We start from the raw sequence: 15,084 nt of genomic DNA on the forward strand, positions 1-15,084 counted from the left end.
GCATGCGTTAGAGAACAAGAATGGTTCGCATTGTAGGGTCGGAGATGGCTGCCCGGCAATCAGATGCTTTTGCATATGAGAATATTTATCATTAAACTCGATCGCCTGTTGGTTCGGCTTGTCGGCCGGACGTTTTTCGTTTCAGGGTCGAAACATGAAAGCCAAACTCGCCACACTCCCGATGTCCTATCGTCTGGCCGTTACCTCGCGGGTGCTGGCGGCGGTGTTTGGCGGCTATCTGGTGGCTGCACTGGCCAGTGTCACCCTGACGATGTGGCTGCCATTGAGCCGCGCCGAAGCGGTAGTGACGGGCATGACCGTTTCTTTTCTGGTCTATCTGGTTGCGGTGCTCTGGTGTTTTGCCTGCCGCACGGCGTGGTCGGCATGGGTCGGTTTGCTGGTGCCGAGTGTGATTCTGGCGACCATTTCCGGCGCGGCGCGCGGGTTGGGTTTCGCATGAAAGAGGGTTTCCGCCAGGCCATGGCATGGCTGCACACCTGGACCGGGCTGGTGTTCGGCTGGTTGCTGTTTGCGATTTTCCTCACCGGAACGCTGGCGTACTTCAATGACGAAACCACTCACTGGATGCAGCCGGAAATCCCCGCACGGCCGATCAATGCCGAAGCGAGCCTGACGCTCGCCCAGGACTATCTACAGCAACATGCTGGCGGTGCCTCACGCTGGCTGATCGACTTGCCTGACGCCCGCGACCCCGGCCTGACCGTGCGTTGGCAACAAGCGCCAGCCAAACCCGGCGAGCGCGGCCGCTTCGAATCGAAAACCCTCGACGCGCAAACCGGTGCCCAAGTGCAGGGCCGCGAAAGCATGGGCGGCGAGTTCTTCTACCGCTTCCATTTCCAGCTGCAGATGCCTTATCCATGGGGCCGCTGGCTGGCGACGATTGCCGCCATGGTGATGTTCGTCGCGCTGATCACCGGGATCATCACCCACAAAAAAATCTTCAAGGACTTCTTCACGTTCCGCCCGCGCAAAGGCCAGCGTTCCTGGCTCGATGGGCATAACGCCGTGGGCGTTCTGGTGCTGCCGTTTCACTTGATGATCACCTACAGCAGTCTGGTGATTTTCATGTCGATGGTCATGCCGGCGAGCATCGTGGCGTCTTATGGCAGCGACGTTCGCAAGTTCTACGATGAGGTTTTTCCTGCGTCGAAAACCCCGGAGCGGGCCAACATTCCTGCGGCACTGGCACCGATGGCGCCGCTGCTGGTCAAGGCCACTGAGCAATGGTCGGGTGGCTCTACCGCACGACTGTCCGTGAGCAATCCGGGCGATGCAAATGCCACGGTGGTGTTGTCCCGCGCGGGCGACCGAGTGGTCCACGATTTCGGTCGCGCGGTGACCTTTAACGGCGTCACCGGGCAGATGCTCGACAGCACGCCGGAGCAACCTGTGGCGATGGCAGTCGGTGGCGCATTTTACGGTTTGCACATGGGCCATTTCGCCGGGCCGGTATTGCGCTGGTTGTATTTCATCTGCGGTCTGGCCGGCACGGCGATGATCGGCACCGGGCTGGTGATCTGGCTCGGCAAGCGTCAGCTCAAACATGCCAAGAGCGGCGTCATGCCGTTCGAATTGCGCCTGGTGGAAGTGCTGAACATTGCCAGCATGGCAGGGCTGGTGACGGCAGTGGCGGTGTTCTTCCTGGCCAATCGGCTGTTGCCGGTGAGTCTGGCCGGGCGTGCCGATTGGGAAGTGAATGCATTCTTTATCGCTTGGGGTTTGAGCGTGGTGCATGCGCTGTTGCGCCTGGGACGCAAAGCCTGGATTGAACAGTTAGCGTTGGGCGCTTTGCTGTTTATCGCGGTGCCTTTGATCAATGCGCTGACCACGCCGTGGAACCTTGGCGTAACGCTGGCGCAGGGCGATTGGGTGCTCGCCGGTTTCGACCTGACGTGCCTTGGGACAGGTGTGTTTCTAGCGTGGGCCGCGTGGAAAATGCAGCGCGCCGGCAGCACCGTCAGCGTGAAAAAAACTCGCCGCGAAATGCCTCGGCCCGTCACGCTTGAGCAAGGGACAAACTGATGCTGCTGGCGCTATTGCTGTGCTACGCCGGGTTCACGGCATTGTGTCTGTCGATGCCTCGGCACCACGATGAATTGCTCGGGCATAAACCGTCGACGCGACGGGGTAGGGGTCTGAAGCTGGCGGGGTGGTCGCTGCTGGGTTTGTCACTTTGGGCGGCGGTCACAGGCAACGGCTGGAGTTTGGGGCTGGTCGACTGGTTCGCGGTGCTGATGCTCAGCGCCCTGGCGTTGGTGCTGTTGCTGCCGTATCGCCCGCGCCTGGCGTTGGCGCTGGCCGGTTTGAGTCTGTTGGCCAGTCCGGTCGCAGCCTGGGCGCAGTGCTGACGTGCTGATCGGTCATCCCCCGGAATCGCGCGACGACGAGCCGCGTGGCGCGCGTGCGCATTTCCTTCAGGTGTTCCTGTCCCAGCGTTCGCAGATGGAAGCGTTGGTGAACCGCCGCGTTGGCTGCCGGGCGACGGCGGCGGATCTGGTGCAGGATCTGTTTCTGCGTTTCTGGCGTCGGCCGTTGGTACAGGTCGAAGAACTCAGCACCTACCTGTTGCGCTGCGCCGGCAACATCGCTATCGATCATCTGCGCAGCGAAGGCACGCGGGTGCGCGTCAACGAAGGCTGGCAACCCGACGAGCCGGACAGCCATGGCAGCGAACCACAAGCGGCGCTCGAAGCCGGCAATGATCTGCGCCATGTCGAAGCGGCGTTGCGCGCCTTGCCCGAACGCACCCGGCAGATCTTTTTGCTCAATCGCATACACGGCCGCAAGTACGCGGACATCGCCAAAGCCATGGGCCTGTCCCAAAGCGCCGTGGAAAAACATATGATGCGCGCCCTCGAGGCCTGCAAGGCCAGCCTGCGCGAACCCGCGCCACGCACGCCAGGGAAAGCACCGTGAAACACACCGACCGCGTCACGCCGACGCCCTCCCAGGAACAGGCCGCGTTTGCCTGGCTGAGCCTGTTGCATGATCGGCCCAGCGCAGGGGATCAACTCACGTTCAGCCAATGGCTGCGCGCCGACCCCGCCCATGCCGAGGCCTACGCACAGGCGCAAGTGGTCTGGGAATTGAGTGAAGGCCCGGCGAAAACTCTGGCCGATGAAGAGGCTTTCGCGCTGCAAGGCTATCTCAACGCTATGGATCGCCCGCGTCGCCAGCCGCTCTTGCGCTGGTCCGGCGGGTTGGCGATGGCCGCGTGTCTGTTGCTGATGATCAGCCTCGGAACGGGCTGGCAACCGCAGCGTTGGCTAGATGATCTCGGCGCCGATTACGTTTCTGCGCCCGGCGAAGTCCGCACCGTAACCCTCGCCGATCAATCACAAGTGACGCTTGATGCGGACAGTGCCATCGCCGTGGATTTCAGCCATGGCGAGCGCCATGTGCAGTTGCGTCGCGGCGCCGGTTTTTTCAGCGTCACGCACACGGGCGATCCGTTTGTGGTCGAGGCTGAGAAGGGCCAGGCACGGGTGCTCGGGACGCAATTCGAAGTGCGTCTGCAACCGCATGGGGCGCAGGTGACGGTGTTATCCGGGCGCGTCGGCGTGACGGCCGATCAAGGGGGCGAGCAGCAGATTCTCACCGCCGGCCAGCAAGTGGCTTACGGTGATGGGACGGCGGAAAAACTCCATGCTGTAGACAGCGAGGCGCAACTGGCCTGGCGCCAAGGCTGGCTGACTTACTACAAATCGACGCTGGCGGATGTGGTGCAGGATCTTCGCCGTTATTACCCGGGGCGAATTGTTTTGCTCAACGATGAACTGGCGGCGCGCAAGGTCAGTGGCAGTTTTCCGAGCAAGGATCCGCAGGCAGTTCTTAATTCCTTGCAGGGGGTATTGGGGTTTGAGCAGCATCGGGTTTTGGGGCAGTTGATTATTTTGCGCTGACAACAAAGTCAAAAGATCGCAGCCTTCGGCAGCTCCTACAGGGTGTACGCACATCTACTGTAGGAGCTGCCGAAGGCTGCGATCTCTTGATCTTGAAAATAATTTCAAAATTGTAGTGAGGTAAACCCGAGCCCCATCCGTGTAGTGACTGAAACTGCGAGTCATTCGCATCCGTTGCGGTTCTACACAGGTCATTGAGCAATGAAGTCCAGGGCAAAATCGGGTTCGGTCAAACAATGGTTGGGCGTTTCGGCATTAAGTTTTTCGGCATTGGCGCTGTTGCCGATGAGCGTCGCACTCGCCGCTGAAACCGTCAGCAGCCAGGCGCAAAAGCAATTCAATTTCGCATTGGTTGCCAAACCGTTGCCGCAAGCCCTGAGCGACTTCAGCCGCGTCACCGGGCAAAGCGTGGTCTACACCGATGAAGCGCCGTACGGCCTCACCGCGCCAGCCGTCAATGGGCAGATGAATGCAGAACAAGCGCTGCAACGCCTGCTTGCCGGTTCCGGCCTGAGCTTTCGCCGCACCGACAGTCACACCCTGGCACTTGAGCCGCAGCCCACCGAAGGCGCGCTGAATCTGGGCGCTACTACCATCACCTCGATGCGCGATGAGTCGACGAGTTACCAGCCGCCGCCAACCAGTTCGGTGATGCGTTCCTCGGCCTCGCTTCAGGAAATCCCGCAGACCGTCAACGTCATCCCCGCGCAGGTCATTCGCGATCAGGCGCCGCGCAATCTCGACGATGCGCTGGCCAACGTCAGCGGTATCACGCAGGGCAACACGCTGGGCAGCACCCAGGATTCGGTGATGACCCGCGGCTTCGGTGACAACCGCAACGGCTCGATCATGCGCGACGGCATGCCGATCGTGCAGGGCCGTGGCATGAACGCCACGGTCGATCGCGTCGAAGTGCTCAAAGGCCCGGCCTCCTTGTTGTACGGTATTCAGGACCCGGGCGGCGTGGTCAATCTGGTCAGCAAGAAACCTGAACTGACGCAATACAATGCGTTGACCTACACCGGGTCGACCTACGGCGACGGCAAGAACGGCAGCGGCGGTACCTTCGACAGCACGGGCGCACTGGGTGATTCCGGGCTGGCCTATCGCATGGTGGTGGATCATGTCGACGAAGATTACTGGCGCAATTTTGGCACGCACCGGGAAACCTTGATCGCGCCTTCGCTGGCCTGGTACGGCGAACGCACCCAACTGTTATTCGCCTACGAACATCGCGAATTCCTCACCCCGTTCGACCGTGGCACGCTGATCGATCCGCGCACCAATCACCCGTTGGATATCTCGCGCAAGCAGCGTCTCGACGAGCCGTTCAACGACATGGAAGGGCGTTCGGATCTGTATCACTTCGAAGCCGATCACGAACTCAACGACGACTGGAAAGCCCACTTCGGCTACAGCTGGAACCGCGAAACCTACGACGCCAGCCAGGTCCGCGTAACCGCTATCGACACCAACAAAGGCACGCTGACCCGCAGCATGGACGGCACCCACGGCGCGATCAGCACCGACCGTTTCACCACCGCCAGCCTCGAAGGCAAGGTCAAGGTGCTGGGCATGCAGCATGACCTGGTGTTCGGCGTCGATGACGAGTACCGCAAGATCTACCGCGCCGACCTGATCCGCCAGAAAAGCCTGAGCACCTTCAGCTACACCAACCCGGTGTACGGTCGTGAAGTCGAGGGCTCCACGGTCAGCGCCGCCGACAGCGCACAGACCGATGAACTGCGCAGCGACTCGGTCTTTGTGCAGGACTCCATCCACCTCAACGACCAGTGGATTCTGGTCGCCGGCGGACGTTTTCAGGAGTACGACCAGTACGCCGGCAAAGGCGTGCCGTTCAAAGCCAACACCGACAGCAACGGGCAGAAGTGGGTGCCGCGCGCCGGTCTGGTGTATCGCTTTACCGACGAGTTGTCGTTCTACGGCAGCTACACCGAATCATTCAAACCCAACTCGACCATCGCCCCGCTGAGCGGCAGCAGCACCGTGCTCGACGGCAGCATCGCGCCGGAAGAAGCGAAGTCGTGGGAGCTGGGTGCGCGACTGGATATGCCGGGGCGCATCACCGGCAATATCGCGCTGTTCGACATCAAGAAACGCAACGTGCTGGTGGCCAATTCCGAAGGCCCGACGACGATTTACAGCGCGGCGGGTGAAGTGCGCTCCCGCGGTCTGGAAGTGGACCTGACCGGTCAGTTGAGCGACCGCTGGAGCATGATCGGCAGCTACGCCTACACCGATGCCGAAGTCACCGAAGACCCGGAATACAAGGGTAAGCGTTTGCAAAACGTGGCAAAGAACAGCGGCTCATTGTCGGCGGTGTATGACTTTGGCAGCGTGATCGGCGGCGATCAGTTGCGCGTTGGTGCCGGCGCACGCTACGTCGGCGAGCGGGCGGGTAACGCGGTGAATGATTTCGATCTGCCGAGCTACACCGTGGCCGATGCCTTCGCCACTTACGACACCAAAATCGAAGGGCAGAAGGTCAAGTTTCAGCTCAATGTGAAGAACCTGTTCGACCGCACTTACTACACGTCGTCGGCGAGCCGGTTCTTTGTGTCGATGGGGGATTCGCGGCAGGTTTCGTTGTCCAGCACATTAGAATTTTGAGGTGGCTGCAAAAGATCGCAGCCTTCGGCAGCTCCTACAGGGGAATGCATTCCAAATGTAGGAGCTGCCGAAGGCTGCGATCTTTTGATCTTGCTCTAACGCAAAAACGCCTGCCGATACTCCCCCGGCGTGCCACCCAACACCTGCCTGAACCGATTGGTGAAATGGCTGGCACTGGCAAACCCGCAAGCCAATGCAATCTCCCCCAATGGCAACGCCGTCCCCCGCAACAACTCTCGCGCCCGGCTCAAGCGCCGCGCCAGCACGTATTGATGCGGCGGTAGCCCGAAGCTCACGCGAAACATTCGCGCAAAGTGATATTCCGACAGCGCGCACAAACCGGCCAATTGCCCGAGGCTGATCGGCTCGGCCAACTGACTGTCGATGAAGTCCACCAGTTGCCGACGCTGGTGCGGTGCCAGCCCGCCCTTGAGGCGCAAACCCTGACGCGCACCGACCTGGCTGAGCAAGGTATGGCTGATCAATTCATGGGCAATGCTGCTGGTCAGCAAACGTTCGGCCGGCTCGTCCCAGTTCAGGTTCAGCAGTTGCCGAAAGCGCTGCGCTTGCTGCGGGTCTTCGAGAAAGGTCTGCTCGCGCAGTTGCATCTCGCGCGGCTCGCGATCGAGCAACGTCACACAACCGAGGGCAAATTGCTCGGCACTGAAATACAGGTGCGCCAGACGGATATCGCCATTGATCACCCAGCCTGATTCGTGATCCGCCGGCAAGATGCACAGCTTGTCCGGCCCGCCCTTGTGGCCCGGCTGACCGCGACGAAACGTGCCAGTGCCACCGGCGATATAGCAGGAGAGGGTGTGATGGCTCGGCGCTTCGTATTCCTGGGCGTCGTGATGATTGGTCCACAAAGCCGCAGACAAGCCGTCACCGAGTTCGGCGCTGTGCACAAGGCATGCGTTCTGCGAGCGGTTAAGCGCTTGGAAGACTTGCAGGTTTTCGATGGTGGCCATGATCGGTTCTCTTCAACGACTTGCATCCTACTCCGTCGCATTCGCGCTGCCAGCCAGTCGGCCGACAAAAGCGCAAGTTTATGCAAGCGGGATTTCCATGTCGCGACGGACACTGAAATCCAATTGAGGAGCGTCTGCCATGAACCTGTCGTTGTATCTGCTGACCGTGCTGATCTGGGGCACCACCTGGATTGCCTTGAAATGGCAATTGGGCGTGGTGGAGATTCCGGTGTCGATCGTCTACCGCTTCGGTCTCGCCGCGCTGGTGCTGTTTGCGCTGTTGCTGCTCAGCCGGCGGTTGCAACCGATGAACCGGCGCGGGCACCTGATCTGCGTGGCGCAGGGCGTGTGTCTGTTCTGCGTCAACTTCATGTGCTTTCTGACCGCCAGCCAGTGGATTCCCAGCGGTCTGGTGGCGGTTGTTTTTTCCACCGCAACCTTGTGGAACGCGCTCAATGCGCGGGTGTTCTTCGGCCAGCGCATTGCCCGCAATGTGCTGATGGGTGGGGGCGTGGGGTTGTTCGGCCTGGGCCTGTTGTTCTGGCCGGAACTGGCCGGCCATCAGGCTACGCCGCAAACCTTGCTCGGTCTTGGCCTGGCACTGTGCGGTACGTTGTGTTTCTCGGCGGGCAATATGCTCTCGAGCCTGCAACAGAAGGCCGGGCTCAAACCCCTGACCACCAATGCCTGGGGCATGGCTTACGGTGCCGCGATGCTGTCGGTGTGGTGTCTGGTCAAAGGCATCCCGTTCGAAATGGACTGGAGCCCGCGTTATGTCGGCGCGTTGTTGTACCTGGTGATTCCCGGCTCAGTGATCGGCTTCACCGCCTACCTGACGTTGGTTGGGCGAATGGGGCCCGAACGTGCAGCGTATTGCACAGTGCTGTTTCCGGTGGTGGCGTTGAACGTTTCGGCATTTGCCGAAGGCTATCAATGGACAGCGCCGGCGCTGGCGGGCTTGGTACTGGTGATGCTGGGCAATGTGCTGGTGTTTCGCAAACCACGTATGTCCGTATTGCCGAGTCAGGGCAAACTGGCCTGAAATTTTTGAGCGTTGCGCGTTCAGCGCTCAACTTTCATAACCATGTAAATCAATACCGGAAGTATAAAGTCGATAATGTGTCGGGCCCAGTCCTTGGCATTCCATGATTGTGAGGTGTCCATGTCGAACCATTCAACGCCGATGGTTTGCAGGCCCACGTAATATATGAATATGGCGATCATCAAACCGATAATCGAGAGTTTCTTGGCGTCGTGGAAGGCTTCTGCTGATTCGTCCAGCTTTTGATAAAGGTGATAAGTGCCCAGCAGGCAGCACACGGTGTAAATCACTTCCAGGGTTATGATGAGCCAGTAAATGCGGTGGTGCAGCATGGGCGATGTGATTGCTCTATAACGAATGTTTTCGTTGGTTTTAGTGGTGTCCATACTGAGGATGTGCCCGACATATTCATAGTTTGACGGGTAGTCAGTGAAATTGCTGTATATCACCAGAATGCCAAAGAAGCTGATGTAGGCCATCAGCATTATTTTGCTGTAACGGACAAGTTGGTCGGTGCTGAGGTTTCTCAAGTTTTATACTCTCCAGAGAGGTTTTTGTCTGGCGAGTTTATAGCGGCAGTGTTTATTTCGTTGTTCAGTAAAGTTGCAAGTTATGTGTTTCGGGAGAATGAACGGGCAAGTGCTGCAGAGCACTTGCCCTGTTTTTTATCCTCGCCAGACCTGCGGGTTGACCAGATCCTGCGGACGTTCGCCGAGCAGCGCGCTGCGCAGGTTGGCGAGGGCGCGATTGGCCATGGCTTCGCGGGTTTCGTGGGTGGCCGAGCCGATGTGCGGCAAGGTCACGGCGTTTTTCAGCTGGAACAGCGGCGACTCGGCCAGCGGTTCTTTTTCGTAGACGTCGAGGCCGGCACCGCGGATGCGGTTGTTTTGCAGCGCCTCGATCAGTGCCGGTTCATCGACCACCGGGCCGCGGGAGATGTTGACCAGAATCGCGCTCGGCTTCATCAGGGCCAGTTCACGATAGCTGATCAGGTGGCGGGTCTTGTCACTGAGTGGCACCACCAGGCAGACAAAGTCGGCTTCGGCCAGCAGTTGGTCGAGGCTGCGAAATTGTGCGCCGAGTTCTTGCTCAAGTTCGGTCTTGCGGCTGTTGCCGCTGTAGATGATCGGCATGTTGAAACCGAACCGACCCCGGCGGGCGACGGCGGCGCCGATGTTGCCCATGCCGACGATGCCGAGGGTTTTGCCGTGTACGTCAGAGCCGAACAGCGGGGCGCCGACGCTGGCTTGCCATTGGCCTGCCTTGGTCCAGGCGTCGAGTTCGGCGACGCGGCGGGCGCTGCTCATGATCAGCGTGAAGGCGAGGTCGGCGGTGCTTTCGGTGAGCACGTCCGGGGTGTTGGTGAGCATGATCCCGCGTTCGTTGAAGTAGTCGAGGTCGTAGTTGTCGTAGCCGACCGACACGCTGGAGACCACTTCGAGTTTTGTGGCGGTTTCGAGTTGGGCCTTGCCGAGTTTGCGGCCGACGCCGATGAGGCCGTGGGCGTGGGGCAGGGCTTCGTTGAACTGGGCGTTGATGTCGCCGGCTTTTGGGTTGGGGACGATGACGTCGAACTCTTGTTGCAGGCGTTCGATCATTGGGGGGGTGATGCGGCTGAAGGCCAGGACAGTCTTTTTCATCGTTTTTGGCTCTTGTTCGGGCTTGATGCCAAGCAAGCTAACATTTTTGTTTTGGGGTGTCTTGGCGGCCTTTGGGCCGACCATGTTCTTGGGGGTTTTGGGTGTATATCCGTTGCTTGGGGTGTTGCTGATCAGGGGTTCCGCCCTTACGGCGGGTCACTTTTTCCAGACGCCGAAAAAGTAACCAAAAAGGCTTGCTCCTACGTGCGGCCCGCTCGCTGGGGCTCGGGGTTCCTTCGCTCCGGGATCGATCCGGGCGCAGCGTCTACGGTTTGCTTCGCTGCACCTCCTTTCGCTGTGTTTGGCTTCGCCAAACGGTCGCTGCGCTCCCACGCCCGGATCAATCCCTGCGCTCAGCCTTCCGAAGTCGCCCGTGGATCAAGATCAAGAGCTTTACTCGAGCTAACGCTCATTGTTGAGTGGGGCGGCATTCGCCGCGTGCGGGTTGTACTCATCTCCCGTGTAGGAGCTGCCGAAGGCTGCGATCTTTTGATCTTGCTGATGGCGGCCTGACAGCCGACCGGTCTTTGGCGGGTGTACTCCTTTCAAATGTGGGAGCTGGCTTGCCAGCGATGGCGGCCTGATAGCCGACCGGTCTCTGGCGGGTGTGCTCCTTTCAAATGTGGGAGCTGGCCTGCCAGCGATGGCGGCCTGACAGCCGACCGGTCTTTGGCGAATGTACTCATTTCAAATGTGGGAGCTGGCTTGCCAGCGATGGCGGCCTGATAGCCGACCGGTCTTTGGCAGATGTACTCATTTCAAATGTGGGAGCTGGCCTGCCAGCGATGGCGGCCTGACAGCCGACCGGTCTCTGGCAGGTGTGCTCCTTTCAAATGTGGGAGCTGGTCTGCCAGCGATGGCGGCCTGACAGCCGACCGGTCTTTGGCGAATGTACTCATTTCAAATGTGGGAGCTGGCTTGCCAGCGATGGCGGCCTGACAGCCGACCGGTCTCTGGCGGGTGTACTCCTTTCAAATGTGGGAGCTGGCTTGCCAGCGATGGCGGCCTGACAGCCGACCGGTCTTTGGCGGGTGTGCTCCTTTCAAATGTTGGGGCTGGCCTGCCAGCGATGGCGGCCTGACAGCCGACCGGTCTTTGGCGAATGTACTCATTTCAAATGTGGGAGCTGGCTTGCCAGCGATGGCGGCCTGACAGCCGATCGATTTTTAGCAGGTTGTATGCGATTCACATTGTAGGAGTGAGCCTGCTCGCGATGACGGTGTGTCAGGCACCACCGATGTTGAATGTGAGCCTGCAATCGCGAGCAGGCTCACTCCTGCAAGGGGTCAGCTGTGTGGCGCGGGTTGGGGTATGTCGACGTTATCCAGCACCCGATTCACCGCCAGTTCCGCCAGCATGATGATCTGCTGAATCGCCAGAATCGTCCGGCGCTGCGGAAGGTCGACGTACGCAGCAATGTCACTGCTCATGAGGCTGGCTTGCGCCAGTGATTCGCAGGCGTGGACGAGGAGGCTTTCGTTGTCTTGGTCCGGCGCGACCTGGAACATGGTGCTGGGTTTGTGGAAGCGCAGGGTCAGGGCGTTGGGTTTGAGGTAGTGGTCGAGGGCGCGCTCGGCGGCTTCGTGGAATTTCTTCGAACCGGCGGCTTCGTAAGGCGTGGTGTTATCCGCTTCGGGTGGATTGGGTGTTGGCTTTTTCAAGGTGAAACTCCATTCGGGATGTGGAGTTCGCCAGACGCTGCGACCAAGCAGAAGGGTGGCGAACCGTACGCGGGTTGGTCGACCAGGGAATGGAAACCCGGCAGGGCCGAGGCCCTCCCACGCACAGCTCGCCATTAAGCAAGCTTGAAAAGTGCGCCATTCTAAACCCGGACGACCAAGTCCGGTCGCTGATTCGTCAGCGACACCCAAAGCCTATCCACCGCACTTCCGACGGACAACCTTCAAAACCTGTCGGAAACTTCCGCGAAAACCACGAAATGTAGGAGCTGCCGTAGGCTGCGATCTTTTGATTTTTAAACATCAAGGTCAAAAGATCGCAGCCTTCGGCAGCTCCTACAGGTTTCACGGTGTGTTGAAAATCACTTGGCGACTCGGGCTCCGGCGAGGCTGCCGCTGAGTTCGTAGGCGGCCAGTTCCGCCTGATGCGCTGCGAGAATTTCCGGCAGGGAGCCGCGCAGGTACTCGACCCACGTCTTGATCTTCGCATCCAGGTATTGGCGCGACGGGTAGATTGCGTACAGGTTCAGTTCCTGCGAGCGGTAGTTCGGCATCACTCGCACCAGCGTGCCGTTGCGCAAACCTTCGATGGCGGCGTACACGGGCAGGACGCCGACGCCCATGCCGCTGATGATTGCGGTTTTCATCGCGTCGGCAGAGTTCACCAGAAACGGTGAGCTATTGATGGTGACCATCTCCTGACCTTCCGGGCCGTCGAATGCCCATTTCTCCAGCGGGATCACCGGGCTTACAAGGCGCAGACAGGCGTGGTTGAGCAGGTCGCTGGGCTTTTGTGCGCAGCCGTTGGCTTTCACGTAGGCCGGTGAGGCACAGACGATGCTGTAGGTGATGCCCAGGCGCTGCGAGACGAAGCCCGAGTCTGGCAGTTCGCGAGCCAGCACGATGGAGACGTCGTAGCCTTCATCGAGCAGGTCCGGCACGCGGTTGGCCATGGTCAGGTCGAAGGTCACGTCGGGGTGTGTCTTGCGATAGCGGGCGATGGCGTCGATGACGAAGTGCTGGCCGATGCCGGTCATGGTGTGCACTTTCAACTGTCCGGCCGGGCGGGCGTGGGCCTGGCTGGCTTCTGCCTCCGCTTCTTCGACGTAAGCGAGGATCTGTTCGCAACGCAGCAGATAACGCTTGCCGGCCTCGGTCAGGGCGATGCGCCGGGTTGTGCGGTTGAGCAGTCGGGTTTGCAGGTGGGCTTCCAGGTTGGAGACCGCGCGCGAAACGTTGGCGGTGGTGGTGTCGAGTTGCACGGCGGCGGCGGTGAAGCTGCCGGCTTCGGCCACGCAACTGAAGGCGCGCATGTTTTGCAAAGTGTCCATGGGGTGCTCTCAAGGCAGATGGCAAATTGTGACACGAAGTTTCGGGGTCGAAACCCCCGACCAAGGAATTATCTCGTTAACGGTAACAAAGATTCACAAGATTCCCAGCTTATCGCCGCTCAGGCCGCCCCCTAGAATTGCGCCGTTCCCTGTAGGAGCTGCCGAAGGCTGCGATCTTTTGATTTTGTTTTAAGGGATCAAGATCAAAAGATCGCAGCCTTCGGCAGCTCCTACAGAGTGAGTAAGCCCCGCCATATCCCCTTCTCAGGAATTCGCAGCTGTGCCGCGTCGCATCAACAGAGCGCTTTTGCCGCTCAGTGTTCTGGCTTTCGCCCTAAGTCTCGGCGGCTGCATTTCAACCGAAGGTATTGCCCCGCAGGGCAAGGCACTGCAAGCCAATGCACTGGCCACCGACGACGCCATCGCCCACGCCGCCCGTGACGCCAATTGGCCCACCGCACAATGGTGGCAAGCCTACGGCGACCCGCAATTGAACCGCTGGATCGACCTCGCCGTACAAGGCAGCCCGAGCATGGCCATGGCCGCCGCGCGGGTGCGTCAGGCCAAGGCCATGGCCGGTGTCGCTGAAGCGGCCGAGTCGTTGCAGATCAATGCTGAGTCGACGCTCAAGCGCCACAACTGGCCGACCGATCAGTTCTACGGTCCGGGCGAGCTGGCCAACACCACCACCTGGGACAACAACGCCGCGCTGGGTTTCAGTTACGCCCTCGACCTCTGGGGACGCGAAAGCAATGCCAGCGAACGGGCGGTGGATCTGGCGCACATGAGCGCTGCCGAGGCGCGATTGGCGCAGTTGGAGTTGCAGAACAACATCGTGCGTGCCTACATCGAACTGTCGCTGCACTACGCCCAGCGCGACATCGTCGCCGCGACACTAAAGCAGCAACAGCAGATTCTCGATCTGGCGCAAAAGCGTCTGGACGGCGGGATCGGCACGCACTTTGAAGTCAGCCAGGCGCAAACGCCTTTGCCGGAAACCCATCGGCAACTCGATGCGCTGGACGAAGAGATCGCCCTCAGTCGCAATCAACTCGCCGCACTGGCGGGTAAAGGCCCGGGTGACGGCGCGCAGTTGCAGCGCCCGACGCTGGCCCTTGGTGCCGCACTGAAACTGCCTTCGGCACTGCCCGCCGAACTGCTCGGTCAGCGTCCGGATGTGGTCGCCAGCCGCTGGCAAGTGGCGGCGCAGGCGCGTGGCATTGATGTGGCGCATGCCGGTTTTTATCCCAACGTCGATCTGGTCGGCAGCCTCGGTTACATGGCCACCGGCGGTGGTGCGCTGGAGTTTTTGAGCGGCAAGAAACTCAATTACAACGTGGGGCCGGCGATCTCGCTGCCGATCTTCGACGGAGGGCGACTGCGTGCCGAACTGGGTGAAGCGTCGGCTGGTTTTGACATCGCCGTGGCGCATTACAACCAGACGCTGGTCAATGCGCTGAAGAATATTTCTGACCAATTGATCCGCCGTGAGTCGATGGACAAGCAGCAAGAGTTCGCCGCCGAATCGGTGGCCACCGCGCAGAAGACTTACGACATCGCGATGATCGCTTATCAGCGCGGCCTCACCGATTACCTCAACGTGCTCAACGCGCAAACATTGCTGTTCAAACAGCAGCAAGTGCAACAGCAGGTGCAGGCGGCGCGGTTGAGTGCGCATGCGGAATTGGTGACGGCGCTGGGTGGTGGGCTGGGTGCGGGTAATGACGTGCCGAGTGACGAGAAAACCCAAGCCCCGAAAACTCCGATGCTCCTGCGTTGAACACCCAACTTACTGCACACCAACCCTGTGGCGAGGGGATTTCTGTGGCGAGGGGATTTATCCCCGATGGGCTGCGCAGCAGCCCCA

At 60.1% G+C, this 15,084-nt stretch carries 13 protein-coding genes; 8 read left to right on the top strand and 5 right to left on the bottom strand.

Annotated features, from left to right (window positions below):
* Positions 1–154: 154 nt before the first annotated feature.
* The 6 genes from ACA061_RS04490 to ACA061_RS04515 all read left to right on the top strand — a co-directional run bounded on the left by ACA061_RS04490 (position 155) and on the right by ACA061_RS04515 (position 6,554).
* Entirely contained in the window at positions 155–460 is a 306-nt protein-coding gene (locus tag ACA061_RS04490) for a DUF3649 domain-containing protein (RefSeq protein WP_150603691.1), read from the top strand.
* The gene (locus ACA061_RS04495) at positions 457–2,043 is read left to right on the top strand and encodes a PepSY-associated TM helix domain-containing protein (RefSeq protein ID WP_210701447.1); all 1,587 of its coding nucleotides are present in this window, start codon (positions 457–459) and stop codon (positions 2,041–2,043) included. Before ACA061_RS04490 ends, ACA061_RS04495 begins: the two co-directional genes overlap by 4 nt.
* Complete coding sequence (locus ACA061_RS04500) at positions 2,043–2,369, top strand: DUF3325 domain-containing protein (RefSeq protein ID WP_497300693.1); 327 nt, start codon at positions 2,043–2,045, stop codon at positions 2,367–2,369. Before ACA061_RS04495 ends, ACA061_RS04500 begins: the two co-directional genes overlap by 1 nt.
* Position 2,370: 1 nt before the next feature.
* Complete coding sequence (locus ACA061_RS04505) at positions 2,371–2,937, top strand: RNA polymerase sigma factor (RefSeq protein WP_150597468.1); 567 nt, start codon at positions 2,371–2,373, stop codon at positions 2,935–2,937.
* Complete coding sequence (locus ACA061_RS04510) at positions 2,934–3,923, top strand: FecR family protein (protein ID WP_210701449.1); 990 nt, start codon at positions 2,934–2,936, stop codon at positions 3,921–3,923. The genes ACA061_RS04505 and ACA061_RS04510 overlap by 4 nt, the downstream gene beginning before the upstream one ends.
* 201 nt (positions 3,924–4,124) lie before the next feature.
* Positions 4,125–6,554: a TonB-dependent siderophore receptor gene (locus ACA061_RS04515; RefSeq protein WP_497300695.1), complete on the top strand. Its 2,430-nt coding sequence runs from the start codon at positions 4,125–4,127 to the stop codon at positions 6,552–6,554.
* Between the two features lie 95 nt (positions 6,555–6,649).
* Here the strand turns inward: ACA061_RS04515 and ACA061_RS04520 are convergent, their stop codons facing one another.
* Complete coding sequence (locus ACA061_RS04520; protein WP_210701452.1) at positions 6,650–7,525, bottom strand: AraC family transcriptional regulator; 876 nt, start codon at positions 7,523–7,525, stop codon at positions 6,650–6,652.
* Between the two features lie 139 nt (positions 7,526–7,664).
* Here ACA061_RS04520 and ACA061_RS04525 point away from each other — a divergent pair, with 139 nt between their 5' ends.
* Positions 7,665–8,567 (top strand): DMT family transporter, encoded by a 903-nt coding sequence (locus ACA061_RS04525; RefSeq protein WP_210554549.1) that lies wholly within the window; start codon positions 7,665–7,667, stop codon positions 8,565–8,567.
* 20 nt (positions 8,568–8,587) lie between these two features.
* Here the strand turns inward: ACA061_RS04525 and ACA061_RS04530 are convergent, their stop codons facing one another.
* The 4 genes from ACA061_RS04530 to ACA061_RS04545 form a co-directional block, all read right to left on the bottom strand.
* Positions 8,588–9,097 carry a DUF2165 family protein gene (locus ACA061_RS04530; protein ID WP_150617183.1) on the bottom strand — a complete coding sequence of 170 codons (510 nt, stop codon included), beginning with the start codon at positions 9,095–9,097 and terminating at the stop codon, positions 8,588–8,590.
* Between the two features lie 135 nt (positions 9,098–9,232).
* A complete protein-coding gene (locus ACA061_RS04535; RefSeq protein ID WP_210554550.1) occupies positions 9,233–10,207 on the bottom strand; it encodes a 2-hydroxyacid dehydrogenase in 975 nt (324 codons plus the stop codon).
* A 1,286-nt stretch (positions 10,208–11,493) separates the two neighbouring features.
* A complete protein-coding gene (locus ACA061_RS04540; protein ID WP_150617185.1) occupies positions 11,494–11,868 on the bottom strand; it encodes a DUF6124 family protein in 375 nt (124 codons plus the stop codon).
* A 380-nt stretch (positions 11,869–12,248) separates the two neighbouring features.
* Positions 12,249–13,217, bottom strand: a complete 969-nt coding sequence (locus ACA061_RS04545) for a LysR family transcriptional regulator (RefSeq protein ID WP_497300697.1) — start codon at positions 13,215–13,217, stop codon at positions 12,249–12,251.
* A 280-nt stretch (positions 13,218–13,497) separates the two neighbouring features.
* On the opposite strand from ACA061_RS04545, the gene ACA061_RS04550 reads away from it, so the two are divergent.
* Complete coding sequence (locus ACA061_RS04550; RefSeq protein ID WP_497300698.1) at positions 13,498–14,997, top strand: efflux transporter outer membrane subunit; 1,500 nt, start codon at positions 13,498–13,500, stop codon at positions 14,995–14,997.
* Positions 14,998–15,084 lie beyond the last annotated feature (87 nt).

This window comes from Pseudomonas sp. LBUM1668 (genome assembly GCF_059695715.1).

Coding starts and splice junctions, on each gene's coding strand:
- ACA061_RS04535 (WP_210554550.1), bottom strand. CDS start 10,207: ATGAAAAAGACTGTCCTGGCCTTCAGCCGCATCACCCCCCCAATGATC.
- ACA061_RS04515 (WP_497300695.1), top strand. CDS start 4,125: ATGAAGTCCAGGGCAAAATCGGGTTCGGTCAAACAATGGTTGGGCGTT.
- ACA061_RS04520 (WP_210701452.1), bottom strand. CDS start 7,525: ATGGCCACCATCGAAAACCTGCAAGTCTTCCAAGCGCTTAACCGCTCG.
- ACA061_RS04500 (WP_497300693.1), top strand. CDS start 2,043: ATGCTGCTGGCGCTATTGCTGTGCTACGCCGGGTTCACGGCATTGTGT.
- ACA061_RS04545 (WP_497300697.1), bottom strand. CDS start 13,217: ATGGACACTTTGCAAAACATGCGCGCCTTCAGTTGCGTGGCCGAAGCC.
- ACA061_RS04490 (WP_150603691.1), top strand. CDS start 155: ATGAAAGCCAAACTCGCCACACTCCCGATGTCCTATCGTCTGGCCGTT.
- ACA061_RS04495 (WP_210701447.1), top strand. CDS start 457: ATGAAAGAGGGTTTCCGCCAGGCCATGGCATGGCTGCACACCTGGACC.
- ACA061_RS04525 (WP_210554549.1), top strand. CDS start 7,665: ATGAACCTGTCGTTGTATCTGCTGACCGTGCTGATCTGGGGCACCACC.